Origin of the sequence: Shewanella sp. SW32, assembly GCF_025653365.1 — a bacterium.
Classification (GTDB): Bacteria; Pseudomonadota; Gammaproteobacteria; order Enterobacterales; family Shewanellaceae; genus Shewanella; species Shewanella oncorhynchi.
Window position 1 is genome coordinate 24,704 of record NZ_JAKKSJ010000037.1, and the last position, 26,812, is coordinate 51,515.

Below are 26,812 nucleotides of genomic sequence, written 5' to 3' on the forward strand. Positions count from 1 at the left end.
GAATGTTTATGGAAAAACATAGTTTAGGCACGAAAGTTTTACATTAGACACAAATAAAAATTGAGAATCTTAATGGAAGATTATAGTAAATTGAAGTTTTATAAGGAGTTAAAGCTAGAAATGGTACACCCGAGTGGACTCGAACCACCGACCCCTACCATGTCAAGGTAGTGCTCTAACCAACTGAGCTACGGGTGCACTGTTTGAATTTCAAATTTAGACTCTTTGAAGAGAGTGGTACACCCGAGTGGACTCGAACCACCGACCCCTACCATGTCAAGGTAGTGCTCTAACCAACTGAGCTACGGGTGCATCGCAAAATTTAACAAGCTATTCAAAAGCGTTGCGCCTTGGAACGAGCGCTATATTAGGTGCATAGCGCAGGGCTGGCAAGCAAAAAAAACAAATTTGTCGTCAAATGGTGAATTGCTGCGCAACTTGCCCAGTGTTTCAACAACGCCGCTGATAAAACCGCAATTTCTTATTCGCTTTACTTCAGAGAATGCATCGAAATCAAACTGATAAACCAAAAGGCGAGCACTGTCGCTCGCCATTAATGCAATCAATGGTGAACACTGTCACCTTCAATAAGGCTCAAATGCACGCCATGCTTTTGGATGTAACGCAGACGAATGAAAAATAACAGCGCTGCTGAGGTCAAGCCCGCAATCAATCCTGCCCAGAATCCATGGGCGCCCATCGCGGGAACGATATGGTCCGTATAAGCTAAGGTATAACCGAGTGACATACCAATGCCCCAGTAGGAAAACAGCGTGATATAAAAAGCGCTGCGCGTATCTTTATAACCGCGAAGAGCACCCGCTGCGACCACTTGAACTGAATCAGATAATTGATACAGGGCTGCCATCAACATCAAGCTGCCGGCTAAGGCAACCACTTCAGGATCACCATTATAAAGTTTCGCAATTTGGAATCTAAATAATACGGTCAAAACAGCTGTCGTTAGAGCAAGGGATAGTGCCAGCCATAAGCCCACTTTAGTGACCACAGCGGAAATATCGGCGCGATCACGGCCTAAGTAATAACCAATCCGAATCGATACCGCGATACCTATCGATAACGGCAGCATAAATACGATGGCAGAAAAGTTGAGCGCAATCTGGTGACTTGCGACCACTGTTGCGCCAAGTGGCGCGAGTAATAGCGCTATGATGGCAAATAAACTCACTTCAAAAAACAGCGCCATTGCTATCGGCATGCCGAGTTTGGTCATTTTCTTCATAGTTTCAAAGTCTGGGCGATGAAATTTACTGAAGGGAGCTAAAGCCGCGAATTTTTTATGTAACTGCATGTAAATGGTCATGGCAACTAGCATGGCCCAGAATACGAGAGCAGTGGCGATACCACAGCCTGCGCCGCCCATGGCCGGTACGCCAAAGTGTCCATAAATAAAAATATAGTTAGCGGGGATGTTCACTGCTAAGCCGACAAAGCCAATGACCATAGTAGGTAAAGTGTAAGAAATCCCTTCACTACAGCCGCGTAGCACTTGATAAAGCACAAATGCGGGCGCGCCCCATAAAATACCGTCGAGATATCCTATGGTTAAGCGGTATAATTCAGGCTCCAAGTCCATGTGGCCAAGCACAAAGGGGGCTGATGCAAGGAAAACCATCACACCAATGCCGCCTATAATGGCAAGATAGGCACCTTGAAAGGCCAAAGGTTGGATAGCTTTTTGATTATTCGCGCCATTATAGTGGGCAAATAAAGGCGTAAAAGCCATCAGCAAACCTTGGACGAACAGAATAGCGGGTAACCAAAGGCTAGTGCCGACTGCGACGGCGGCCATATCGACAGCACTAACACGGCCCGCCATAACAGTATCAATAAAGCCCATCATGGTCTGAGTGACCTGAGCTATCAGTACCGGCAGCGCCAGTTGGATTAAACGTTTGGCTTGATAGCCTGAATGATTCATAAATACAGCCTTTAACGATTAAGCGAGCAAAAAATGTTTACAGGTATAGTTCAAGCCACCTGCGAAGTGGTTGCAATACATAAGAAAGATGGTCTAAATACCCTTGAGGTAGCGTTTGAACCTGATTTGCATGAGGGACTTGCGATAGGAGCAAGTGTGGCAAATAACGGGGTATGTCTTACTGTGACTCAGGTCGCTGATGATAGGGTATTTTTCGATGTAGTGGAAGAGACCTTGCGACTGACGAATCTGGCTAATTTGTCAGTAGGTCAAAGTGTTAATGTTGAGCGTTCGTTAACTTTCGGTAGTGAAATTGGTGGCCACATTCTCTCTGGCCATATCCATACTAAAGCCAAAGTCATCGATATTAGCCATACAGAACAACATTATGATCTGACACTGGGCATTGAGCCTAAATGGATGGATTACATTTTTTATAAAGGTTTTGTTGGCATTAATGGCTGTAGTTTAACGGTTGGCGAGGTGAGTGACTCCGGTTTTAAGTTGCACTTAATTCCTGAAACCCTAAAACTGACCAATTTAAGTCAGTATAAAGTGGGTGATGAACTCAATATTGAGATCGACAGCCAAACACAAATTATCGTCGACACAGTCGAGCGCGTGCTGGCCAGGCGTTTTAACGAACAAGCACGTTAGTTTAGTGACATCGCAGCGTGTAGTGCAATCTCGTTTAATAGATTTGCTCGTCGTCTGAATCGATATACAGCTCAACCGTTCGTCTCGATTCATCGATGTGTAAGCGTAAGTGAATCGGATTACAACAAATTCGGCAGTCATCGTAATAATCTTGGTCTCCACAGCTGGCATCGATACTGATATCTTGATGGTGCCCGCAGTGGGGACAAGCAATAACTTTGTTCATGACTCTCATGGTGCAACTCCTTATCGCCAATAGAGCGAATCGCTCTGCTCAATCAACGCATCTCACACTTCGTACGCTTATATTGTCTGCGCTTTGTCGATATTCGAAACCTGAGTGCGCTTTATGTGCTTCCTATTTGAGTATACAGCAGAGTGCAGTGCACTGACTTAGATGAAGTCGGTCTCAAAACGCAGCATGATAGACCTTCTGGTTAAATATTTTCTTGTTGGATCATTATCTCTTCTAAAAACTAGTCCTTTGCCGTCACTAACCCCTCCATTTCATTGCTGTGTAACACGCCATCGCGGGCATTTTGGGTAATATCCAGCGTTAAACGCTGCATCTGTTGCTCAAGTTCACTTTTAATATCAACGAGTAACACTTGAGTATCAATCAAAGATTTGCTTGTGATTTTCACCTGCGGCTCAGGTAAAGTGGTTGCTGTGTGCGTGAGTGTTACAGCCAGTAGAATGCAGTTCAACATATCAACTCCCTTGTCATGTTTTCAGTGATGCCCAATAACTGGCGCTAGAATAGGGGAGTTAGATGACCAAGAAGTTACCAAGACACTGCAAAATCATGAATTTGCTTTTTGTTTCCAATCCCAATTCTGGTCAATATGCTTGCGCCTTTTAGCTACAATCCCTTAGAATAAACGCCCTGCTACGCAAGGCGGCTAAGACTCCTGTACTGTCTTAACCTAGCGAGCATTTCTCTTACATTAACTAAAACCAAGTGGCCCTACGTGTGGGTCACCACTGGAAAGGACATTTCATGCCTGTAATTACACTTCCCGATGGTAGCAAACGCGAGTTTGCCCATGCTGTATCGACCCTCGATGTTGCCGCTGATATTGGCCCTGGTTTAGCGAAAGCTTGTATCGCTGGCCGCGTTAATGGCGAATTAAAAGATGCTTGCGATCTCATTGAAACCGATGCTGAGCTATCAATCATTACCGCCAAAGACGAAGAAGGTGTTGAAATTCTTCGCCATTCTTGCGCGCATTTATTAGGTCACGCGATTAAGCAAATGTGGCCAGAAACCAAGATGGCGATTGGTCCTGTTATCGATAATGGCTTCTACTATGATATCGACCTTGAGCACAAGTTGACTCAAGATGACATCGACGCCTTAGAAAAGCGCATGCTTCAACTGGCAAAAACCAACTATGACGTAGTAAAACGTGTCGTTAGCTGGCAAGAAGCCCGTGATACATTCGCTGCGCGCGGTGAAGATTATAAGATTGCCATTCTGGATGAGAACATCAGCAAAGACGCGACGCCTGCGCTGTATCATCACGAAGAATACACTGACATGTGTCGTGGACCGCACGTACCTAACATGCGTTTCTGCCAACATTTTAAATTAATGAGCATTGCCGGCGCTTATTGGCGTGGCAACTCAGAAAACAAGATGTTGCAACGTATCTATGGTACCGCTTGGGCCGACAAAAAAGCCCTTAGCACACACTTAACCCGTCTTGAAGAAGCGGCTAAGCGTGACCACCGTAAAATCGGTAAGCAGCTCGACTTGTATCACATGCAAGAAGAAGCACCGGGTATGGTGTTTTGGCATAACGACGGTTGGAGCATCTTCCTCGAATTAGAAAGATTCATTCGCCGTAAGCTAAACCAATACACTTACCAAGAAGTGAAAGGCCCATTAATGATGGACCGCGTGTTGTGGGAACGTTCTGGTCACTGGGATAAATACTCAGAAGCCATGTTCACGACCAGCAGCGAAAACCGCGAATACGCCATCAAACCAATGAACTGCCCAGGCCACGTGCAGATCTTCAACCAAGGGTTGAAATCTTACCGTGATCTGCCATTGCGTATGGCTGAATTTGGTTGCTGTCACCGTAATGAACCTTCAGGCTCGTTACATGGATTAATGCGTGTACGTGGTTTTACGCAAGACGACGCCCATATTTTCTGTACTGACAGCCAAGTTCAAGAAGAAGTGAGTGCCTGTATCCAGATGGTTTACGATACTTACGCCACCTTCGGCTTTGAAAATATCGTAGTAAAACTGTCTACTCGCCCAGAGAAACGTATCGGTGACGATGCGATGTGGGACAGAGCGGAAGAAGCACTTAAGCAAGCTCTGCGTGCCAATAATATTGAATTCACTATTTTGCCAGGCGAAGGCGCGTTCTACGGACCAAAAATCGAATTTACTTTACACGATTGTTTGGACCGAGCGTGGCAATGTGGTACTGTGCAGCTCGATTATGCGTTGCCAAGCCGTCTTGGTGCAACTTACGTTGCCGAAGATAACAGCCGTCAGACCCCAGTGATGATCCATCGTGCTATTTTAGGCTCTTTGGAACGATTCTTGGGTATCTTGATAGAAGAATATGCAGGACGTTTCCCAACTTGGTTAGCCCCAATGCAAGTTGTCGTGATGAATATCACCGATAAACAGGCTGATTATGTTGAAGAAGTCGTAAAATTCTTCAAAGAACAAGGTATTCGAGCGTCTTTTGACTTGAGGAATGAGAAAATAGGCTTTAAAATACGCGAGCACACCTTAAGGCGTGTCCCTTATTTGTTGGTCGTTGGCGATCAAGAAATGGAAAATAAGGAAGTAGCGGTGCGTACCCGTGATGGTATCGATTTAGGTAAGATGCGACTTGAAGATTTCGCCACTAAAATCCATCAACAGATTTCGCTCCGTAGTCTCAAATTGTTGGAGGAATAGGTCATAAAGATCAAAAAAACAGCAGGGCGTCAGCCGGCCCCTAATAGAATCAATGAAGAAATCACAGGTGTACCAGAAGTACGCTTAACAGGCATTGATGGTGAAGCTATTGGTGTGGTAAGCATCAGAGATGCTCAGAATTTGGCAGATGAAGCAGGTGTAGACCTAGTAGAAATCAGCCCAAATGCTGAACCTCCAGTATGTCGCATTATGGACTACGGTAAGTTCCTTTTTGATAAGGCTAAGTCAGCCAAGGAACAAAAGAAGAAGCAAAAGCAGGTTCAGGTCAAGGAAATTAAATTCCGTCCTGGAACTGACGAAAACGACTATCAGGTAAAACTACGCAACCTGATACGTTTTCTGGAAGACGGGGACAAAGCGAAGATTACGCTTCGTTTCCGAGGTCGCGAAATGGCACACCAAAACCTGGGGATGGATCTATTGAACCGTATCAAGGCTGATTTGGACGAGTATGCGGTTGTTGAATCTTTCCCGAAAATGGAAGGCCGACAAGCAATTATGGTGCTAGCGCCTAAAAAGAAATAAGTAGGGCAAAACTTAAAGTAGCAAAGGTCTATGGCCTTTGCTCGCCTTGCTTTTTATTAAACATCCCAATGCGGAGTTTTAGAAATGCCTAAAATGAAAACAGACAAGGGTGTAGCGAAGCGTTTTAAGAAAACCGCTAATGGTTTCAAGCGCAAGCAAGCACACTTACGTCACATTTTGACGAAAAAAAGCACTAAACGTAAACGTCACTTACGTGCCAAATGTTTAGTATCAAAAGCTGACGTTCCAGCAATCGCGCGTCAATTACCTTACGCTTAATTTAGGAGATTAGAAAATGCCAAGAGTTAAGCGTGGTGTAACCGCTCGTGCTCGTCACAAGAAAGTTTTAAAACTAGCTAAAGGTTATTATGGCGCTCGTAGCCGTACTTACCGTGTTGCTGTTCAAGCAGTAACTAAAGCTGGTCAATATGCTTACCGTGACCGTCGTCAGAAAAAACGTCAATTCCGTCAACTTTGGATTGCACGTATTAATGCTGCCGCTCGTCAAAATGGTCTGTCTTACAGCCGTTTCATCAACGGTCTGAAAAAGGCGTCTATCGAAATCGATCGTAAGATTTTGGCTGACATCGCTGTATTCGATAAAGTTGTATTTGCAACTTTAGTTGAAAAAGCAAAAGAAGCGTTAAACTAAGAAATTAGTTTGTTGCTGTAGAGAAGGGACCATTTGGTCCCTTTTTTTGTGCGCCATTTTAGGCTCAACGAAATGATTTTACTTACCTAAGAACTTATATAAGTACTATCTAAGTGGTGCGGAATTAAGAATCGCAAAGGAAAGAAATGTACGTGCGTGAACAATATTAATTGGCACAGCCTGCAAAAAATTTTGCTATTACTTAACGATTTTGACCTAAAAAAATAGCAGGCTAAGCCTGCTATTCGTTGAAAAATCGAGTCTAATTATTTTTTAGCGTCTAAATAACGCTCTGCATCGAGTGCGGCCATACAGCCTGTACCGGCAGAAGTAATGGCTTGACGATAATGTTGGTCCATCACATCACCACAGGCATAAACACCTTCGATACTGGTTTGCGTGGCGTTACCTTGCAAGCCACTCTGAACGTTTAAATAACCGTGGTTCATTTCCAACTGGCCTTCAAAAATACCGGTATTAGGGCTGTGACCAATAGCGACGAACACGCCAGCAACGGATAAGTCAGTGATCGAGCCATCTTTAGTGCTCTTCATCTTTAGACCTGTCACACCCATGGCATCACCAACCACTTCATCCATGGTTTGATCTAAGTGAAGGATGATGTTGCCATTGGCGACTTTGTCCATCAGACGGTCGATCAAGATTTTTTCTGAGCGGAAGGTGTCACGGCGATGGATGAGGTGAACTTCAGCAGCAATATTGCTTAAATATAATGCTTCTTCAACGGCGGTATTGCCGCCACCGATCACAGCGACTTTTTGATTGCGATAGAAGAAGCCATCACAGGTTGCACAGGCTGATACACCGCGACCTTTGAAAGCTTCTTCTGACTCTAACCCTAAGTAACGGGCAGAAGCGCCAGTTGCGATGATCAGCGCATCACAGGTGTACTCGCCGTTATCGCCTTTCAGACGGAAAGGGCGCTCGGTAAGGGTTACTTCGTTGATATGATCGAACAAGATTTCAGTATCGAACTTTTCAGCATGCTTCTGCATACGTTCCATCAAGGCCGGACCTGTTAAGTCGTCCGCATCGCCTGGCCAGTTTTCAACTTCAGTCGTCGTGGTTAATTGACCACCTTGTTGCATACCTGTGATCATCACAGGTTTTAAATTCGCACGCGCAGCATAAACGGCTGCGGTATATCCTGCTGGGCCTGAACCCAAAATCAATAAGTTACAATGTCTGACCTGGCTCATTTTTATCTCCGTGCCTTTAGCAAATTGCAAGGATTGTAGGGAATTTACCTGTGGGGGTAAAGTGTTGGAGGGCGATTCTTTTAGATTGCACTAATCGAGTCCATCCGTTTTAGTATGGAGAGTGTCAGTTTTACTTTACTGTGAATAAATAGCTTAAGTGTGAACCACGAAATGAAGCACGGGATGAGCTTGTATAAATATGATGGTGCGATCGCAGTGTAGCCTATTTCTACCCAATAAAAATCGGCCTCAATTGTATCGAGACCGATTTGAATTACATACTAAGTAAAGCTAGCTCAAATCCACATAAAAAGTTAAGTTAATTAAAAACTTATACTAATAGTGTCGCAGGAGATGTGAACGCTAAGTTTAGGGCGTGAGCCACTTCCTTACACACCACTTTACCGTGCATGACGTTTAAGCCATTAAGAAAATGCTTGTCTTGCAACAGCGCTTCTTTATAGCCTAAATTTGCTAACTTGAGAATGTACGGTAAGGTTGCATTGTTAAGCGCAAATGTTGAAGTGCGAGCGACCGCACCAGGCATATTTGCAACACAGTAATGCACAACATCATCAACGATATAGGTAGGATCTTGGTGAGTAGTGGCATGTGAAGTTTCAACACAACCGCCTTGATCGATCGCCACGTCAACGATAGCGCTGCCAGGCTTCATACGTGAAATCATGCTACGAGTAACCAATTTTGGCGCCGCAGCACCTGGAATTAGTACACCACCAATCACAAGATCGGCCTCAATAACATGACGTTCAATTGCATCCGCAGTTGAGTAAATGGCTTTTACAGCAGAACCGAATTGCACATTTAAACGACGCAGAGCATCAATACTGCGATCAAGAACAACAACATCAGCACCCATACCAACTGCTACTTGTGCTGCATTAGTACCAACCATACCGCCGCCAATAATGACGACTTTAGCAGGCTCAACTCCCGGTACGCCGCCCAGCAACATACCGCGGCCACCAGAAGATTTCTCTAATGCCATAGCGCCAGCTTGGATTGACATACGACCAGCGACTTCAGACATAGGAGCAAGCAAAGGCAGGCCACCACGATCGTCTGTCACAGTTTCGTAAGCGATACATACGGCACCACTTTTGATTAAATCTTCAGTTTGCGGTAAATCTGGAGCAAGATGCAGATAAGTAAATAAAATCTGATCGTGACGCAACATAGCGCGTTCAACTGCTTGAGGCTCTTTTACTTTTACAATCATCTGCGCTTTAGCAAAAACTTCAGTAGCAGTCGCTAAAATTGTGGCGCCAGCATCAATATAATCTTGATCTGAAAAACCAATACCTATGCCTGCATTTGTTTCAACAAAAACGTCGTGACCTTTGATCGCCAACTCGCGAACACTAGAAGGAACCATACCGACACGATATTCGTGGTTTTTAATTTCCTTGGGAACACCAATAATCATCTTTGAGCCTCAATTGCCTGAAATCCCACTTTTAATGGGCATAATTGTTATTTTATCGTGACCTGAACGTGATTAATTCAGGGATATCTAGTATAGTATCGGCGACGCAGTTTATGCTGCTGAACTTTCGGCATACGTAGAATAAAATGTTGTTTTAGTGATAAAGCAAGGTTAAATAAATGGCATATAATAAAAAGAGTCCTGTAAAAGACTTGGATCGCATCGATCGCAACATTCTTAATGAACTACAACTTGATGGCCGCATTTCAAATGTGGAATTGTCAAAAAGAGTCGGACTAAGTCCAACTCCGTGTTTAGAAAGAGTAAAACGTCTCGAAAAGCAAGGTTACATCAATGGCTATACCGCATTGGTGAATCCTCATTTCTTGGGTGCATCCCTACTGGTATTCGTGGAAATCACATTAAGCCGTGATACTCCCGAAGTGTTTGATAAGTTTAACCGTGCAGTGCAACTACTCGATGATATTCAAGAATGTCATCTGGTTTCAGGCGATTTTGACTACTTACTGAAAACTCGTGTTTCAGATATGTCGGCTTATCGTCGCTTGTTAGGTGAAACGTTATTGAAATTACCTTCTGTTTCCGACACGCGTACTTATGTTGTGATGGAAGAAGTTAAGCACACCAGTCGTGTAGCGATAAATCATCTACTCTCAGATATCTAAATTACCCTGATTGTTTGGTTTTACAATAAGGGGCTTAGGCCCCTTATTTATCAGTAACGTCGATATATCCATCTCATTTAACGCTTATTACTATTCGCCTTGTATTGCCCTTAAGTTTACGAACTTAGGGGCTTCTTTTTGTGGCATTTTTAAACAAATTTGTTAACGGAAGTGTTTGTGTAATAACTCATTCCTCCCCAAAAGCACACTAAAACACCTCAATAGACTAAATTTTGCCAATCATGACCAATTCTGTATAGAAAAACAGGCTAATGTGCTCCACATTTAGTGGGATTCTGGTATCGTTAGCCCACCTGTTTTCACTTTTATGGATTACGTCGTTTGTCTCAAGGAAATAGTGTACGCACGCTCACTGGCCTGCAACGTCTGCTGGAAGGCGGACTCATCATTTGTTGTGTTCTCGCCACTTATATTTTACTCGCATTGACGAGTTTTAGTCCGTCTGATCCTGGTTGGAGTCAGTCGCATTTTCAAGGCGATATTAAAAACTGGACCGGAGCAGTAGGGGCTTGGATTGCCGATATTCTGTTATATTTCTTCGGCGTTACGGCTTATATCATGCCAATCATTGTCGCATCGACGGGCTGGTTATTGTTCAAACGTGCCCATCATTTACTTGAAATTGATTACTTTTCAGTGGCCCTGAGATTGATTGGATTTTTACTGATCATTCTGGGATTTTCTGCTTTGGCGAGCATGAATGCCAACAACATCTACGAGTTTTCGGCAGGCGGAGTGGCGGGTGATGTGATCGGTCAAGCCATGTTGCCGTATTTTAATAAACTCGGCACTACCTTATTACTGCTGTGTTTCTTGGGCTCAGGTTTTACGCTGTTGACTGGGATTAGCTGGCTGACTGTGGTCGAGAAAATCGGCTTAGTCTCTATTTGGATTTATAAAAAGTTAAAATTATTGCCGCAAGCGATGAAGCGTGAGCATGAAACCGAGGATACCCGTGGTTTTATGTCCGTGGTGGATAAGTTTAAACAGCGCCGTGAATCCCAATATGTGCTAGAAAAGCCCCCCATAGTTGAAAAGCCTAAGGTGCGTGAGCGTCATATTGGTCGTAGAGCTGAGATAACCCCAACGCTATATGCTGCCACTGATGATATGGTCATTGAACCAGAAGGTATTATTACCGAAACTGAGAATAATTCGTCGCCAAAAAATAAACTATCGGCGCTTGCAAAAATTCTGAGCTTGAATGGCAGTAAAAGTAAGAGTGCACAACGGGTTGAGCCACAAATCGATAATGATGATTTGGCCGCCCATGGCAATTTTGAAGCACCACCTTGGTTAGCTGAACCTCAGCATTCAAATGCCGATGAGCAAGACAGTGCCGATTTTAATTCGCATTCATTCGATCATGATGACAATGAGCCTGTGTTTAGCAGTCAAGCATTTACAGAAGATGAAGACGATGAAAGTCTCGGTTTTAGCGATGATGACGTCATTGATTTTGATACTAAAGTGTCAACAGGTGCAGTGAATCAAGCGCAGCGTAATAAGCAAGATCAAAAAGCTAAAATTGTCGATGGCATTGTGGTATTGCCAGGACAAGAAGACAAACCCGCACCGAAAAAACCGATGGATCCTCTGCCGAGTATTAACTTGCTCGACATACCTGACCGTAAGAAGAATCCGATCAGCCCAGAGGAATTAGATCAAGTCGCTCGCCTTGTTGAGCTTAAATTGGCCGATTTCAACATCATCGCCAATGTGGTGGGTGTGTATCCAGGCCCTGTGATCACACGCTTTGAATTAGAATTAGCGCCGGGCGTTAAAGCGTCAAAAATCTCTAATCTATCAAAGGATTTAGCTCGTTCATTACTGGCTGAAAGTGTGCGCGTGGTTGAAGTTATTCCGGGTAAGGCTTATGTCGGACTCGAATTGCCCAATAAATTCCGCGAAACCGTGTTTATGCGCGATGTGTTAGATTGTGCCGCCTTTACTGAGAGTAAATCCAACTTAACTATGGTGTTAGGCCAAGATATTGCTGGTGACCCTGTTGTTGTTGATCTTGGTAAAATGCCACATTTATTGGTAGCCGGTACTACAGGCTCTGGTAAGTCTGTGGGTGTAAACGTGATGATCACCAGCTTACTGTATAAGTCTGGCCCAGAAGATGTACGCTTTATCATGATCGACCCCAAAATGTTGGAATTGTCTGTCTATGAAGGTATTCCGCATTTGCTATGTGAGGTAGTTACCGACATGAAAGAAGCTGCCAATGCGCTGCGTTGGTGTGTCGGCGAGATGGAACGTCGCTACAAGCTGATGTCTATGATGGGCGTACGTAACATCAAGGGCTATAACGCTAAAATTGCCGAGGCGAAGGCCAATGGCGAAGTGATTTTAGATCCTATGTGGAAGTCTTCTGACAGCATGGAGCCTGAAGCGCCTGCGTTAGATAAGCTGCCATCGATTGTTGTCGTGGTCGATGAATTTGCTGACATGATGATGATTGTTGGTAAAAAAGTTGAAGAGTTGATTGCCCGTATTGCCCAAAAAGCGCGTGCCGCAGGCATACATTTGATTCTCGCAACCCAAAGACCGTCAGTGGATGTAATTACTGGCTTGATTAAAGCCAACATTCCCACACGTATGGCATTCCAAGTGTCATCGCGTATCGATTCGCGCACCATTTTAGACCAACAGGGTGCTGAAACCTTGCTTGGTATGGGTGACATGTTATTTTTGCCACCGGGTACCGCGGTACCGAATCGTGTTCATGGTGCGTTCGTTGATGATCATGAAGTTCACCGTGTCGTTGCCGACTGGTGCGCCCGTGGCAAACCGCAATATATCGAAGAAATCCTCAACGGTGCCAGTGATGGTGAACAAGTATTATTGCCTGGTGAAACCGCTGAATCAGACGAAGAATACGATCCGTTATACGATGAAGCAGTCGCCTTTGTGACTGAAACTCGTCGCGGCTCGATTTCAAGCGTACAGCGTAAATTTAAGATTGGTTATAACCGTGCAGCACGCATTATTGAACAGATGGAAGCACAAGGTATTGTTTCTGCTCAAGGCCACAACGGTAACCGTGAAGTCTTAGCGCCGCCAGCACCAAAACATTATTAAGCCGCGCTAAGGCGTAGCTTTGATACACCCAAGGGTTTACAGGGTAAGGAATAAAATGAAAAAACGATTATGCGCTGTGTTGTTAGCTTCACCTTTGCTATTTAGCGCGGCTGTGTTTGCCGATGATGCGCAGCAGCTCAGGGAAAAATTGATTGGTACCGCGTCACTAAAAGCCGATTTCAAACAAACCGTAACAGACGTTAATAAAAAGGTTATTCAAACGGGGTCAGGCATTTTTGCCTTGGCGTATCCGAATCAATTTTATTGGCATTTAACCCAGCCCGATGAATCACAGATTGTCGCTGATGGTAAAGATTTGTGGATCTACAATCCTTTCGCCGAAGAGGTGGTCATCATGGATTTTGCTGAAGCAATCAATGCATCTCCCATAGCATTGCTCGTCCACCGCGACGATGCGACTTGGTCACAGTATTCTGTGTCCAAGAAACAAGATTGCTATGAGATCAAACCTAAGGCGATTGATTCGGGCATATTGTCCGTTAATGTTTGTTTCAAAAATGCCCAGTTAGTCAACTTTAATGTTGCCGATGATAAAGGTAATTTAAGCCTGTTTGATTTAAGCAATCAGCAAGCCATCACAAATAAAGACAAAGCCTTGTTCACCTTTGTGATCCCAGACAGCGTCGATGTTGATGATCAACGTCGTAAAGCAGTACATTAGGCTATCGCGTGAGCAGTTTATCGTTTAATTTTGCGCCCGATTTTCGTCCCTTGGCCGCGCGCATGCGGCCAAGAACGATTGGCGAGTACATAGGTCAAGCCCATTTACTGGGTGAAGGCCAACCACTACGCAAAGCATTGGAAGCAGGGCGCGCCCATTCAATGATGTTGTGGGGACCGCCGGGCACAGGTAAAACAACCTTAGCCGAATTAATCGCACATTATTCAAATGCTCACGTTGAACGCATTTCCGCGGTCACCTCTGGCGTTAAGGACATTCGCGCCGCGATTGAGCAAGCAAAAGCCGTTGCAGAATCCCGTGGCCAACGTACCTTATTGTTTGTCGATGAAGTCCACCGATTCAATAAGAGTCAACAGGATGCTTTTCTGCCATTTATTGAAGATGGCACAGTGATCTTTATCGGCGCGACAACAGAAAATCCGTCTTTTGAAATCAACAATGCCTTACTCTCGCGGGCAAGGGTCTATCTTATCAAGCGCTTAAGCCATGATGAAATCGCCCATATAGTAACTCAAGCCTTAAACGATAACGAGCGCGGTTTAGGCCTACGACAATTTGTAATGCCGACCGATGTGCTCACCACATTGGCACAACTTTGTGATGGTGATGCCCGTAAAGCGTTAAATCTTATTGAGTTGATGAGTGATATGCTCATCGACGGTGGCACCTTTACCACTGAAATGTTAATTCAAGTGGCGGGGCACCAAGTTGCTGGTTTTGATAAGAACGGCGATCAGTTTTACGATCTTATTTCAGCGGTGCATAAATCCATCCGTGGCTCGGCACCCGATGCGGCTTTATATTGGTTTTGTCGAATTCTAGAGGGCGGCGGCGATCCGCTTTACGTGGCAAGGCGCTTACTGGCGATTGCCTCTGAAGATGTGGGCAATGCCGATCCTGCGGCGATGACAATCGCACTGAATGCCTGGGATTGTTTTCACCGTGTTGGCCCCGCCGAAGGTGAGAGAGCAATAGCACAAGCCATTGTTTATCTTGCCAGTGCGCCTAAGAGCAACGCTGTGTATACCGCATTTAAGGCGGCGCGTGCGTTAGCTCGCGAAACAGGGCAAGTCGAAGTGCCACACCATTTACGCAATGCACCGACTCAGTTAATGAAAGACATCGGCATGGGAGCTGGGTATCGATATGCCCACGATGAAGCCAATGCCTATGCCAGTGGTGAAAATTATTTCCCCGAATCCCTGCAAACAGCACAGTTTTATTTTCCGACTGAGCGAGGGTTTGAGAAGCGGATCAAAGATAAATTGGCGCAATTAGCCCAGTTAGATCAAGCCAGTGAGAACAAAAGATATGACTAACATCTTATTAGTGGCTTTCGGCGGGTCAATTGGAGCAGTTTTACGCTATCTTATTTCAATATTCATGATCCAAGTATTTGGCAGCAGTTTTCCTTTTGGTACACTGTTGGTTAATGTTATAGGTTCATTTTTTATGGGCGTAATTTACGCTCTGGGGCAAATGAGTCATATCAGCCCTGAACTCAAAGCGCTTATAGGTATCGGTCTATTAGGTGCTTTGACAACGTTTTCGACTTTCTCTAATGAAACCTTGTTGCTGATGCAAGAAGGGGATTGGCTGAAGGCGATTTTGAATGTGGTGTTGAATCTAAGTCTATGTTTATTCATGGTGTACTTAGGTCAACAACTGGTTTTTTCTCGCATTTAACTATTAAGAATATATCACATGTTAGATCCTAAATTTTTGCGCAACGAATTAGAAGTTACCGCTGAGCGACTGGCTACCCGTGGCTTTATTTTAGACATAGCTCATCTCATTCAATTAGAAGAAAAGCGTAAGTCACTGCAAGTGGCTACCGAAGAATTACAAGCGTCGCGTAATGCCATCTCCAAATCTATTGGCCAAGCTAAAGCCCGTGGTGAAGATGTTGACGCGATCATGGCGCAAGTGGGCGATTTAGGTTCACAGTTGGATGCCAAAAAGATTGAACTGGCCGCCGTACTTGAAGAAGTCAATGCCATTGCCATGTCTATGCCTAACCTGCCTGATGAATCAGTACCAATGGGTGCCGATGAAACAGAGAACGTTGAAGTGAGACGTTGGGGTACGCCACGCACTTTTGATTTCCCGATTAAAGATCATATCGATTTAGGCGAAGGCCTAAACGGCTTAGATTTTAAAAATGCCGTTAAAATTACTGGCTCACGTTTTATCGTAATGAAAGGCCAAGTCGCCCGCTTAAACCGCGCCATTGGTCAGTTCATGTTGGACTTACATACCACAGAGCACGGTTATACCGAAGCCTATGTGCCATTACTGGTTAACGAGGCAAGCTTACTCGGCACAGGCCAGCTACCTAAGTTTGGTGAAGATTTATTCCACACTAAACCTGCAACTGAAGAAGGCCAAGGTTTGAGCCTTATCCCAACTGCAGAAGTGCCATTAACGAACTTAGTTCGCGATAGCATTGTTGATGAAGACGAGCTGCCAATAAAGTTAACTGCGCATACTGCATGTTTCCGCAGCGAAGCGGGCTCATACGGCAAAGATACCCGTGGTCTGATCCGTCAGCACCAATTCGATAAAGTTGAAATGGTGCAAATTGTTAAGCCTGAAGATTCAATGGCGGCACTTGAAGCGCTGACAGGTCATGCTGAAACAGTGTTGCAGCGTTTAGGTTTACCGTATCGAACTGTGATTTTATGTACTGGCGATATGGGCTTTGGCTCAAGCAAAACCTACGATATCGAAGTCTGGTTACCAGCACAAAATACCTATCGTGAGATTTCTTCTTGCTCAAACATGAAGGATTTCCAAGCCCGTCGTATGCAAGCACGTTACCGCGTGAAAGCAGATAATAAGCCTGCGCTATTGCATACGTTAAACGGCTCAGGTTTAGCTGTGGGTCGTACTTTAGTGGCTATTTTAGAAAACTATCAAAATGCTGATGGCAGTATCACAGTCCCTGAAGTTCTGCGTCCTTACATGGGCGGTTTGACTCAAATAGGCTAATGGAACACAAAATAATACTATGGATAAAGGCCAGCGCTATCTCCGTTGGCTTTCCTATACCGCTGTGATTGCAGTATTTTTTGCTGTAATGCTTGCCACCGTAGGCAAAGCCATCTGGGTTGTGTTAGAAAACGTCAAATAACCCTATCAACTTTGTTCAAGTAAAAAGAAAGGCATGTTTCCCAAGGGAACATGCCTTTTTGTTTGTGTCATGTTTACGTGATGACTTAACCCTTTGCCATTAAATACACTTAGCTGGTTTGGGCAGGCCCGCGATTTTCGTTGCTTGTTTCGCAGGTCCAATCGGGAATAGGGTATATAAGTATTTTGAATTGCCTTTGTCTGGTCCTAAGGCTTGGCCAATGGCTTTAACTAATACACGGATAGCAGGGCTCGTTTTATATTCAAGATAGAAATCTCGAATAAAGTTAATAACTTCCCAATGGGCTGGCGTAAGTACAATTTGCTCTTCTGCCGCTAACAACAGGGCCATATCGGGTTGCCAATCGTTAAGATTTTTTAAATAACCTTGATGGTCACGGGCGATTTCTGCGCCATTAAATTGCAATGGATTTACCACGTTATCACCTTGTCATGGAGTAATGATTGAGCCACAAACTCATTGTAATCGATAAGCATGACGTTCTTTAAACGTTCGGATAGGCCACGTGCGACAACATCGTCTTTTAAGACCATCAACTTGAAGGGCGATAATGCCATTGCCCACTGGCGCAGCAGTAACGCGTTAACGCCATCGCTCGATAATAAAATTGCATCTTCCTTACAGGCGTAACGTAAACAAAGTTTCAGCGCGCTATCTCGACTGGGAGATGTTTGAATATGATGTAAAATCATTAGAATACTAAGACCTCATCCACTTGGTTTAAATGGGCTGCGATGGCTTCATCGTTGACCACTGTCACTGGGATCGACAGTAAGCCATGGCTTAAGCCGTAATCGGCTAAGGATTGCTTACAGACAAACACAGAGCCAATATCATACAGCGGCAGTGCTTTAAAGGTGGAGATGTAATCTTTAGCACCGATAAGCTCAGGCTGTTGATCTTTAATCAAATGCAACACACCTTCATCCACAAACACTAAACTCACTTCTTGTTCGAAGCTAGCGCTAAGCAGGGCAAGATCTAAACCTTCGCGGCCACGAACAGTACCATGTGGCGAGCAGCGAAATAGAATACACAATTTTTTCATAGTAGCCCTGAGAGTTAAAAACTGATCAAACGATCGGCCGATTCAATACCTGTGATTAGCTCACCTAAGCCGCCCATAATAAATGACTCGCCCACATTCCAGTGGCTAAGGCCATTCTCGCTAGCATCTTGGTGACTCACAATGCCGCGACGTAGCGCTGCAGAAACGCAATTGACTAACGGGGCCTGATGGGATTGCGCCAGCTGTTTCCAGTCACTGATCACATCGTTTTCATCGGAGGCGGGTAAGCTTAAATCTGTGGAGTTATACACGCCATCTTGATAAAAAAACACACAGATAATCTGATGCCCAGCTAAAAGTACAGCTTGGGAGAAGCGTAAGGCATTAACACTCGCCGACGTGCCATAAGCGGGCCCGTTCACTTGGATAATAAATTTGCTCATTTAAAATAAAAATGGCCCTAAAAGTAGGGCCATTCTAACGCAAGTTAAGCTAAAAATCGCTAACTAGGATTAGTCATCGTTGCCTATGCCCATCAGGTGCAACAGCGCGATGAAGAGGTTTAAGAAGTCTAGGTATAACGAGATAGTCGCGCGAATGTAATTAGTTTCGCCGCCATTGACGATACGGCTAGTATCAAACAGGATAAAACCTGTCATCAGTAACGCCAAGCCCGCGTTAATTGCCATAAAGGCAACACTGTTACCCATAAAAATATTAATCACAGCGGCGGCGATCACCACAATCAAGCCGGCAAATAAGAATCCACGTAGGAAAGAGAAATCTTTCTTAGTGGTCACGGCATAGGCTGATAACGCAACGAAAATCACTGACGTTAACCCCAGTGCTTGCATGATCAGCTGTGGACCGTTTGCCATACCCGCGTAGTGATTGAGCATGTAGCCCAGTGAAGCACCTTCCATACCCGTAAAGGCAAACACCCAGAAGATACCCGCTGCAGACTCGGCTTTACGTAAAGTGACAAACAACAGTACTAGGCCACCAATCGATAAACCAATGGAGACTAATGGACTGATATTTAATGCCATTGCCAAACCCGCACACAGTGCAGAGAAGGCCAATGTCATCGATAACAGCATATAAGTGTTTTTAAGAAGTTTGTTCACTTCCAGTGTTGACGCACTCGTCGAATATAAGGTTTCTTGGGTCATGTTGATCTCCGTTGACACATTTCCAAACTGATCATTTTGATTTTTTACAGCACACTAAGTTCCCGTAAAATCCTAAAATGAACTTAACTGGTGCAATGATACCGTACATGAGATACGGGTGAAAGTCATAGAACCATGAATAACAAATTGTTAATCTTCAAAATTTTACTCAATTATTTATTTCAACTTTAACTGCAAAGCATAAAAAATAAGATTCTTGTATCTGCGTCTTCATCCACTATGAAGGTAAAGATTTAGTCTGTACATAAGCAGACGATACACAATCACATTCAATGCTGATTTCAATGACTAAATCAGCATATTGAGTTTAAACCAAGCTTAAGCCAGCCACTCTTTGTGCAATTTTTCAGTATCGCCAAGATATTCCAGCACCCAAGCGAGAGCAGGCGACATCTTGTCAGCATTCCAGGCCAAGCAACAAGGGCTTGTCTGCTTTGGATTTTCCAGTTGTTTTTCAACAAGCGCACCCGCCTTAATAAACACGCTCGCTAAATGCACTGGCATATAACCGACGCCTAAACCTTCGCGGAAACAGTTAATGGCACGGATCCAATCAGGTACGACTAACCTGCGTTGATTCTCTAGCAACCAAGTCATACGTTTTGGAATTTCCCGAGAGGTATCTTCTAAACAAATCGAGGGAAAAGGGCGCAGCTCATCGTCACTTAATGGGCGGTCAATACTGGCCAAGGGATGATTTTTACTAACAAGAAACGCCCACTCAATATCCCCCATGTCTTTATATTGGTAAACACCACCGACTGGAATTGCGGTTGTCGCACCAATAGCAATATCACTGCGACCCGTGGCGAGCGCTTCCCAAACCCCGTTAAAGACTTCAATTCGAATAATTAATTCAATATCATGGAAGTGTCGATAAAAGTCAGCAATTAATACGCTGATCCTGTCGGCACGGACGATATTATCAAGGGCTATGGACAAGGTGGGTTGCCAACCATTTGCCACGCGCTGAGTGCCACGTTTCATCTCGTCCATCTGCGTGAGCAAGGTTCTGGCTTGCTTCACAAAATGTTCACCCGCTGGTGTTAAGGTTACACTGCGATGATGCCGTTCAAAAAGAATGACGCCGAGTTCTTCTTCTATTTGCTTGACCGCGTAGCTCACGGCAGAGGGCACTTTATGTAGCCGATTCGCCGCCGCGGTGAAACTACCTACACGAGCCACAATATCAATGAGTTCTAGCGCTTGTTCTGAGAGCATAACTGACGTCCATTCCAATGAAAATAATTGATAGCACAAGTCAAAAATAAACGTTTCCAATAAATTTAACAAGTCATTAGACTGCACACTTTAGTCAATCTGACACGATTATTTTATGAAAACGTCTAGTAACACCTTTGTAAACATAAAGTTCTTTATGTTTCTATTCTATTTAGCCATGTTGAGCATGCTTGGCTTTATTGCCACTGACATGTATTTGCCTGCTTTCAAAGCAATTGAAGGCTCATTTGACAGCACACCATCACAGGTGGCGATGTCATTGACCTGTTTCCTTGCGGGTCTTGCCTTAGGTCAGCTGCTTTACGGCCCGTTAGTCAATAAAATCGGCAAACGTTGGGCACTGATCTTTGGCCTTGTTTTATTTGCCATTGCTAGCGTGTTTATTGCCAACAGTGATTCTATATTAATGCTCAATACCGCGCGCTTCTTCCAAGCCATTGGCGCCTGTAGTGCAGGGGTTATTTGGCAAGCTATTGTGGTTGAACAATATGATGCCGATAAAGCCCAAGGTATTTTCAGCAACATTATGCCATTGGTCGCATTATCGCCTGCATTAGCACCGATCCTTGGCGCTTATATTCTGAACGAATTAGGCTGGCGTGCAATCTTTATCTCCTTGTGTGTTATCGCTTTTCTGCTGGTATTGATGACCTTGTACTTTGTTCCAGGCAAGAGTCAACATAAACACAGTGAACATGTTGCTGTATCTTATGGGCAAATTTTGAAAAACACCCGCTATTTAGGCAACGTCGTGATCTTCGGTGCCTGTTCCGGTGCTTTCTTTGCCTACTTAACTGTGTGGCCGATTGTGATGGAAATGCACGGTTATCAAGCGACTGAAATTGGGTTAAGTTTTATCCCGCAAACCATCATGTTTATTGTCGGTGGTTATGCGAGTAAGTTACTGATAAAACGCATTGGCGGGCATCAAACACTCAATATCTTGTTGTCAGTTTTCGCAGCCTGCGTTATTTCGATCATCATGTTCACGCTGATTTATCCCGCGAGCACGATTTTCCCACTGCTTATTTCGTTCTCGATTTTAGCGGCGGCCAATGGTGCAATTTATCCAATAGTCGTGAACAGCGCGCTACAGCAGTTTAGTCAGAATGCCGCTAAGGCCGCAGGATTACAGAACTTCTTACAGATCAGCATTGCCTTTGGTGCATCAAGCTTAGTCGCTATGTGGGCAAGTCTTGGTGAAGTGGCGATTGGTTGGGGTATCCTATGTTGCGCTATTTTAGTTGTGGTCGGCTATATACTTAAGAGTCAACAAGAGTGGGGCGACTTTGCCAAACATTTCACTAAGCCAGATCCCGCACGGGTAGGCATAATGTCCGATGTGAAGCAAAATCCAGCGGATTGAGTGTAATAGCAACAATTGGCGCATAATTGAGAGTTAGTGCTTTACAGTCAACAGACTTACTTATATTATGCGCCTCGTTCGGAGGGGTGGCAGAGTGGTTTAATGCACCGGTCTTGAAAACCGGCGTGGGTTTATAGCCCACCCAGGGTTCAAATCCCTGCTCCTCCGCCATATTTAGTCAAAAAGCCGCTAAGCAATTAGCGGCTTTTTGCATTTTAGCTGTTTTAGCTGTTTTAGCTGTTTTAGCTGTTTTAGCCTTACGTTGCTGATTCGAAACGCAGTGTTTCAGCCATATTTCACAAGCAAAGCCATCAGCAATGATGACTTTGCTTGTATTATTTAACTCTAGATTTCCTCATTCAACATGATGCCAGACAATCTCAGCCATCATTACACTTTGGGGAGTTTGTGTTGGACCATGGCAAGAGCAAAGGAATGCCAATCTGCATTAGCATAGCTGCTCACCAGATCCTGGAGTGTTGTCGGTTCGCCAGCGTTATCCACTGGTTGCAAAATTATCTGCAAATTCAGCGCATTGCAGTAATCCTGCCGCTCCACTACAAAAAACTGCTTCTTGTAGGGGAGTAGCAATGTGTCCTCAGCTTGCGCATTAAACTCACGCGCGGCTAAATAGCCAGTAAACCAATGATTGAGTAATGTGTCGCATTGCTTAGTGTGGAATAAGCCTCCCCAATCATCCCCGAGTATGGCTTGACCCGACAGGACTCGCTGGCAATGATGAAAATCGATAAAACCTAGCTCACGTGTGATCACTTGTTGGCAATGCTTAAGCTGGAGAGCTGAGTGTGATATGCCCAATTTCGCCATTAAGGTCGCGACTCTTTGCTTGGCTAACGGCTCATCCTGCTGACAAGCTTTGAGCAGTTTTTTAGCGCGAACTTTGGTTTCATTTAATGCGATGGCGCTTGAGTCTTTCATCTTGGCTAACTTCATTTTGCATTACCTCCATGACTGACTCGATTTGCTCGCGGCACGTGAATGAAAGGCCAAATACTGATGATCAATAAACTCAAGAGACAACCTAAGATGTCCGCAATTGGAAAGGCCATCCATAACTCAATCAAAGCGTTTTGCATAATATTAATGTTTAATGCACCTGTGATAAATGAAATATCTGCAAAGGATAGTTGAGGTAACAGGACCAGCAGGGGCAGTAACAAACCATAGATTTTTATCCCAGATAATAGCAATGCAAGCTTAGGGCGATTTGTGCCTTGATACACAGCAATCGCAATACCTGTGATCCCCGCCAAAGGTAAAGCGATAAACGTCACACTCGAAATCTTAATACAAGCGCCAATGAGTGCTGGATCATCGGTGAAAATACCAAAAACCAAGGTAGGAAACCCCATAAGTATAATTGTCACGACACTCAGATAACAGCAGGTCAAGACGATCCCCCATTTAGCACACGCTAACACCCGAGAAGATGCCATCGCCCCATAGTTATACGCACTGATTGTTTGTGCTGCACTGGTGAGAGCCATGAGCGGCAGGGCGATAAAGATATTAAAGCGTCCGATCAAACCATAAGCGCTGATCATGTACGCAACCTCATTCGCGGCTGGCGTATTGGGCGCTACATTGGCTAAATGACTGACTAAAATATGATTTACCGATGAGATCACGCAGGCAATCCCAAGATATGACAATAATATAGGGCTACCCAAGCCAAGAATCGCTTTTATCTCAGTGAGGTTGAGCTTTATCTGCTCCATTCTAAAAAAAATAGGCTGGGTAGCTTGCTTATGAAGCACCTGTTTACTGGCAAAGCGGTTATTTGGGACAAAATAGACAACAGCGATAAATAGACTCACACATTGACCCGCCACCGTTGCCCACGCCGCACCACTCACGCCCATCTCCAAAACAGCAATAAAGAGTGTATCGAACAAGATGTTCATGACCGCCGACAACAAGATAACCAGCAGCATCACCACGACTTTTCCTTGTGCTCTGAGTAAATCGCCGCTAAGAGATAACAAAAAAGTGAATAGACTAAAACAGAGAATGGGTTGTAGATACTCTGTAGCAACTAAGGCAAGTGTTGAGCTTACCCCAATAAACGCCAATAAATTATCAAGCTGGGCGAGTGACACGATAGTCACTATCACGCCGCAACATAGGGCTAACGCAAAACCAGTGTTCGCGATTTGACTCGCCTTATCAAACGCATTTGCCCCTAAAAATCGGCTTACTAAGGTCGCAGTACCATTTCCTATCATGCAGGCCAAAGCAAAAATCATCATTTGTAACGGGAAGGCAATCGTCACCCCAGCTAATGCATCGGCACCGATGTATTTCAAAATAAAATAAGAGTCAACTAAGTTGTAGCTGCCGCTGAGCATCATGGCCAATGCCATGGGTAACGCAAAGCGCAAATACAAAGTAGGGATAGCTAACGTACCTAAGGACTCAGTTGACTGAGATCCTGAGTGAGATTTCCCGTGGGAGGGCGTTTCGGTGGCTGCCAAGGGTACAATGTCAGAAAGTTCAACATTGATACCGGCGGGTTTGAAAGTGTTAGCGGTTGCATGTTTCACAAACAATTCTCCTAAGTTTATTGGCATTCCGCTAAGCCAAACTTATTTGATTGCTGTGGGTTCGATATGAAATCGATTCGCAACGCTGTTAATTTATCAGAGTGATATCATCTTTTGCGGACAGGCTTCTCTGCAGCCTGCCGCGTATTATTCTTACTCATCCGCCCGATGTCAATCATCAGCTTGTCGTATTTGACGGTGGCATTTAACCACTTCACATGTTAGTAGTAGATGAGCGATAAATGACGCCATCCAACAAGCCACTTAAACCACTTTCTGTACAGCAAGTTATCGAAGATTCATTGCCTAGCGATAATATAATAGTCCTTGTACAAACTTCCTTTTAGTTACGACACAAGCTGTCGCACTTCTGCGTATAATATTAAAAAATAACGAATTGAGGTGCACTATGGATGGTCTAGTTATTGTGTCAATCAGCCTACTTACCTTGCTTGAAGTGGGTGATGTTCCATATACCTATCTGATGTTATGTTTCGCAAGCTGCCGTTTGCTGTAGTAAAAAACGTTATTGTTGATTTTACAGCTCGGGTGCAGGGTGTTGGTTCGACCTTATTTAAGGAAATTGAATTTTTTGCATAAATACTAACGACTTTAAGATCATGCTTCTTAAAACCCACATCATTACCGATGACGAATGTGGGTTTTAACCTTAGTGTCTATGCTTTAAGCTAAATCGTAAGTATATAAGTTTTAACAGGCAACATTGCTTCATTATATGAGTGATAATTGCATCGGTTTTTGTTGCTGGCGTATTTGCAGTACATCTTCAAATTGGCAAAGTGCCAGCACGCGCGACGAGAGGTAGCAACAAACCATCATCAAGTCCCCAAGCACAAACTTAGTTGATCGTACTAATACCCAAATAAGAGCAGGTAAGATGGCCAGAAGATATCGGCGAAAAAAAGCAAATCTCAGTCTGCCGCCAAACCTCATTTTGAGTGGCCACGCACACAAAACTGTGGCTTTTCATACAAAATGAGTTTGGGAAATACGTAGAAACTTTGTCAAAAAATATGATTTTAAGCGCTAATAAATCAATCTGCATCTGATTGAAGATTGCCGAAATATGACTTTATTTATATTTAATAATATAGTTTTTAAGTAATTTATCACTCTATTTTTATCAGAAGTGTAAGTATGGAATTAAAACGAAGACTATTTGAATTCAACGAAGACAATCTTTTGAGATAAAAAAGCATGATCAAAATAACTATAGGCCCTCCGGTATGATGGTTTTTTCTTGGTCGAAAGTTCCGATCACTTGAAGGGCTATTAGTTCAACATTTCTTATCCCGAGTTCAAGTTAAATAAGGCTCCACGCACTAAAGCCAGCTACTGTATAACTTTCAGCAATTACAACTGTTGGAGTTTATAGCTCGCGCCAGAAGATAGGGGGGGCATTAGATGACATTTTATCCTTACTGTAGCTCTGGTGCGATCTAGAGCGGGAAAGCCGTAAAGTCAAACAGCTGCAGCATTAAAGGGAAGAGCAGTGAGCTACAGCAAATGCAGCAAAAGTACTGCAGTAGCTATCAGATTGCAGCACTGGCGACCCCTGCTCACATTGTGCCATTTGGGCACAACTGGTACTGGGTAACATCACAGAAAATAAGCCTTGACCTTCTCCCTGTAGCAAGGTGCAGAATTTTAGCTGCCCACTTTAGCAAAGGAGATTTACGATGTTAACGTTAAAAATTACCGATATGACCTGCAACCACTGCTTTGGCTTGATCAACCGTGCAATAAAGGAATTGGACGCCGATGCAGTCGTAACAGCAGATCTCTCCAGCCGTAGTATCAATGTACAAAGCAGCCAATCGCAAGACGAAATACTCGACACTCTGGAGGAAATTGGATATCCGGCCAAACCTGAGTCAACCTGTTGCAGTGTAGATAGAAGCAGCAAGTCGCAAAATACCGCCAATTGACAGTGCACCTTAGTGGAGGCTTGAGCTGTGTGCAGTGAAAGTTGCATGTACGGTTCTTAGGAGAGCAGCACCTAGTAACAGAGGTGCTGCTTATCCGCCCATAACGAGTTATAAATGGATATAATTTAAGGACAGAGTAATTGAATTTGTTTCCAAAAATGTAATATCACCGCCAATATAATGGTCTGACTCTGTATGTAGTGGCACACTAATTTTGGCCACCTAAATAGAGGTGATATTATTACCTCGTAGATGACTTTAGGTGAACACATGAGATCGACAACCAGAAAAACATTTAGTGCTGAATTCAAACTTGAAGCAGCCCAATTAGTCCTCGATAAAAACCATAGCATCATCGAAGCTGCAAAGGCGATGAACGTAGGTAAGTCCACTATGGATAAATGGGTGAGACAGTTAAAACTAGAACGCCAGGGTGGCACACCAA

At 44.1% G+C, this 26,812-nt stretch carries 28 protein-coding genes and 3 tRNA genes; 16 read left to right on the plus strand and 15 right to left on the minus strand.

Annotation, left to right across the window (positions count from 1 at the left end):
* Positions 1–121: 121 nt before the first annotated feature.
* The 3 genes from L5M28_RS19050 to L5M28_RS19060 form a co-directional block, all read right to left on the minus strand.
* Positions 122–198 (minus strand) — tRNA-Val (locus L5M28_RS19050).
* Positions 199–235: 37 nt separating this feature from the next.
* Positions 236–312: transfer RNA gene (locus tag L5M28_RS19055), tRNA-Val, on the minus strand.
* Positions 313–562: 250 nt separating this feature from the next.
* Entirely contained in the window at positions 563–1,942 is a 1,380-nt protein-coding gene (locus L5M28_RS19060) for an MATE family efflux transporter (RefSeq protein WP_168827724.1), read from the minus strand.
* A gap of 33 nt (positions 1,943–1,975) precedes the next feature.
* Between L5M28_RS19060 and L5M28_RS19065 the strand changes: the two genes are divergently transcribed.
* The gene (locus L5M28_RS19065; RefSeq protein ID WP_263197206.1) at positions 1,976–2,599 is read left to right on the plus strand and encodes a riboflavin synthase subunit alpha; all 624 of its coding nucleotides are present in this window, start codon (positions 1,976–1,978) and stop codon (positions 2,597–2,599) included.
* Positions 2,600–2,633: 34 nt separating this feature from the next.
* Here the strand turns inward: L5M28_RS19065 and L5M28_RS19070 are convergent, their stop codons facing one another.
* On the minus strand, positions 2,634–2,834 hold the full coding sequence (locus L5M28_RS19070; protein ID WP_028759934.1) for a CPXCG motif-containing cysteine-rich protein: 201 nt from the start codon (positions 2,832–2,834) through the stop codon (positions 2,634–2,636).
* Between the two features lie 241 nt (positions 2,835–3,075).
* Positions 3,076–3,309, minus strand: coding sequence for a hypothetical protein (locus L5M28_RS19075; RefSeq protein WP_263197205.1), 234 nt, complete (start codon positions 3,307–3,309; stop codon positions 3,076–3,078).
* A 290-nt stretch (positions 3,310–3,599) separates the two neighbouring features.
* Here L5M28_RS19075 and thrS point away from each other — a divergent pair, with 290 nt between their 5' ends.
* The 4 genes from thrS (at position 3,600) to rplT (ending at position 6,726) form a co-directional block, all read left to right on the plus strand.
* Entirely contained in the window at positions 3,600–5,528 is a 1,929-nt protein-coding gene (gene thrS / locus L5M28_RS19080; protein WP_028759936.1) for a threonine--tRNA ligase, read from the plus strand.
* 3 nt (positions 5,529–5,531) lie between these two features.
* Complete coding sequence (gene infC, locus L5M28_RS19085; RefSeq protein WP_012089240.1) at positions 5,532–6,074, plus strand: translation initiation factor IF-3; 543 nt, start codon at positions 5,532–5,534, stop codon at positions 6,072–6,074.
* A gap of 84 nt (positions 6,075–6,158) precedes the next feature.
* Entirely contained in the window at positions 6,159–6,353 is a 195-nt protein-coding gene (rpmI, locus tag L5M28_RS19090) for a 50S ribosomal protein L35 (protein ID WP_006081653.1), read from the plus strand.
* Positions 6,354–6,369: 16 nt separating this feature from the next.
* Positions 6,370–6,726 carry a 50S ribosomal protein L20 gene (rplT, locus tag L5M28_RS19095; RefSeq protein WP_006081652.1) on the plus strand — a complete coding sequence of 119 codons (357 nt, stop codon included), beginning with the start codon at positions 6,370–6,372 and terminating at the stop codon, positions 6,724–6,726.
* A 266-nt stretch (positions 6,727–6,992) separates the two neighbouring features.
* Here the strand turns inward: rplT and trxB are convergent, their stop codons facing one another.
* Complete coding sequence (trxB, locus tag L5M28_RS19100) at positions 6,993–7,946, minus strand: thioredoxin-disulfide reductase (RefSeq protein ID WP_263204189.1); 954 nt, start codon at positions 7,944–7,946, stop codon at positions 6,993–6,995.
* Positions 7,947–8,277: 331 nt separating this feature from the next.
* On the minus strand, positions 8,278–9,393 hold the full coding sequence (gene ald, locus L5M28_RS19105; RefSeq protein ID WP_263177168.1) for an alanine dehydrogenase: 1,116 nt from the start codon (positions 9,391–9,393) through the stop codon (positions 8,278–8,280).
* A 179-nt stretch (positions 9,394–9,572) separates the two neighbouring features.
* On the opposite strand from ald, the gene lrp reads away from it, so the two are divergent.
* From lrp to L5M28_RS19140, 7 genes are all read left to right on the plus strand, one after another.
* Entirely contained in the window at positions 9,573–10,079 is a 507-nt protein-coding gene (gene lrp, locus L5M28_RS19110) for a leucine-responsive transcriptional regulator Lrp (protein ID WP_006081649.1), read from the plus strand.
* A 342-nt stretch (positions 10,080–10,421) separates the two neighbouring features.
* On the plus strand, positions 10,422–13,187 hold the full coding sequence (locus tag L5M28_RS19115) for a DNA translocase FtsK (protein WP_219234164.1): 2,766 nt from the start codon (positions 10,422–10,424) through the stop codon (positions 13,185–13,187).
* Positions 13,188–13,242: 55 nt separating this feature from the next.
* Positions 13,243–13,869 carry an outer membrane lipoprotein chaperone LolA gene (gene lolA, locus L5M28_RS19120; RefSeq protein ID WP_263204190.1) on the plus strand — a complete coding sequence of 209 codons (627 nt, stop codon included), beginning with the start codon at positions 13,243–13,245 and terminating at the stop codon, positions 13,867–13,869.
* A gap of 8 nt (positions 13,870–13,877) precedes the next feature.
* Positions 13,878–15,209, plus strand: a complete 1,332-nt coding sequence (locus tag L5M28_RS19125; protein WP_198573993.1) for a replication-associated recombination protein A — start codon at positions 13,878–13,880, stop codon at positions 15,207–15,209.
* The gene (gene crcB, locus L5M28_RS19130; RefSeq protein WP_028759942.1) at positions 15,202–15,576 is read left to right on the plus strand and encodes a fluoride efflux transporter CrcB; all 375 of its coding nucleotides are present in this window, start codon (positions 15,202–15,204) and stop codon (positions 15,574–15,576) included. The genes L5M28_RS19125 and crcB overlap by 8 nt, the downstream gene beginning before the upstream one ends.
* Positions 15,577–15,594: 18 nt before the next feature.
* Positions 15,595–16,881, plus strand: a complete 1,287-nt coding sequence (gene serS / locus L5M28_RS19135) for a serine--tRNA ligase (protein WP_028759943.1) — start codon at positions 15,595–15,597, stop codon at positions 16,879–16,881.
* Positions 16,882–16,900: 19 nt separating this feature from the next.
* Entirely contained in the window at positions 16,901–17,023 is a 123-nt protein-coding gene (locus L5M28_RS19140) for a hypothetical protein (protein ID WP_028759944.1), read from the plus strand.
* 99 nt (positions 17,024–17,122) lie between these two features.
* On the opposite strand, the gene L5M28_RS19145 is transcribed toward L5M28_RS19140, so the two are convergent.
* From L5M28_RS19145 to punR, 6 genes are all read right to left on the minus strand, one after another.
* Positions 17,123–17,461, minus strand: a complete 339-nt coding sequence (locus L5M28_RS19145) for a TusE/DsrC/DsvC family sulfur relay protein (protein ID WP_263204191.1) — start codon at positions 17,459–17,461, stop codon at positions 17,123–17,125.
* Complete coding sequence (gene tusB / locus L5M28_RS19150) at positions 17,455–17,736, minus strand: sulfurtransferase complex subunit TusB (RefSeq protein WP_105252497.1); 282 nt, start codon at positions 17,734–17,736, stop codon at positions 17,455–17,457. Before tusB ends, L5M28_RS19145 begins: the two co-directional genes overlap by 7 nt.
* A complete protein-coding gene (gene tusC, locus L5M28_RS19155; protein ID WP_028759947.1) occupies positions 17,736–18,092 on the minus strand; it encodes a sulfurtransferase complex subunit TusC in 357 nt (118 codons plus the stop codon). The genes tusB and tusC overlap by 1 nt, the downstream gene beginning before the upstream one ends.
* Positions 18,093–18,106: 14 nt before the next feature.
* Positions 18,107–18,496, minus strand: coding sequence for a sulfurtransferase complex subunit TusD (gene tusD / locus L5M28_RS19160; protein WP_263204192.1), 390 nt, complete (start codon positions 18,494–18,496; stop codon positions 18,107–18,109).
* Between the two features lie 69 nt (positions 18,497–18,565).
* The gene (locus L5M28_RS19165; RefSeq protein WP_028759949.1) at positions 18,566–19,225 is read right to left on the minus strand and encodes a Bax inhibitor-1/YccA family protein; all 660 of its coding nucleotides are present in this window, start codon (positions 19,223–19,225) and stop codon (positions 18,566–18,568) included.
* A 339-nt stretch (positions 19,226–19,564) separates the two neighbouring features.
* The gene (punR, locus tag L5M28_RS19170; protein ID WP_028759950.1) at positions 19,565–20,467 is read right to left on the minus strand and encodes a DNA-binding transcriptional activator PunR; all 903 of its coding nucleotides are present in this window, start codon (positions 20,465–20,467) and stop codon (positions 19,565–19,567) included.
* A 115-nt stretch (positions 20,468–20,582) separates the two neighbouring features.
* On the opposite strand from punR, the gene punC reads away from it, so the two are divergent.
* Positions 20,583–21,854 carry a purine nucleoside transporter PunC gene (punC, locus tag L5M28_RS19175; RefSeq protein WP_219250788.1) on the plus strand — a complete coding sequence of 424 codons (1,272 nt, stop codon included), beginning with the start codon at positions 20,583–20,585 and terminating at the stop codon, positions 21,852–21,854.
* Between the two features lie 80 nt (positions 21,855–21,934).
* Positions 21,935–22,025, plus strand: a tRNA-Ser gene (locus L5M28_RS19180).
* Positions 22,026–22,244: 219 nt separating this feature from the next.
* Here L5M28_RS19180 and L5M28_RS19185 read toward each other — a convergent pair.
* Complete coding sequence (locus L5M28_RS19185; RefSeq protein WP_263197201.1) at positions 22,245–22,808, minus strand: hypothetical protein; 564 nt, start codon at positions 22,806–22,808, stop codon at positions 22,245–22,247.
* A complete protein-coding gene (locus L5M28_RS19190; RefSeq protein WP_263204193.1) occupies positions 22,805–24,418 on the minus strand; it encodes an MATE family efflux transporter in 1,614 nt (537 codons plus the stop codon). The genes L5M28_RS19185 and L5M28_RS19190 overlap by 4 nt, the downstream gene beginning before the upstream one ends.
* A 1,700-nt stretch (positions 24,419–26,118) precedes the next feature.
* Here L5M28_RS19190 and L5M28_RS19195 point away from each other — a divergent pair.
* Together L5M28_RS19195 and L5M28_RS19200 are read left to right on the plus strand one after the other, a co-directional pair.
* Entirely contained in the window at positions 26,119–26,367 is a 249-nt protein-coding gene (locus L5M28_RS19195; protein WP_263198719.1) for a heavy-metal-associated domain-containing protein, read from the plus strand.
* Positions 26,368–26,637: 270 nt separating this feature from the next.
* A partial coding sequence (locus L5M28_RS19200) for a transposase (protein WP_263148818.1) occupies positions 26,638–26,812 on the plus strand: 175 nt, incomplete at its 3' end.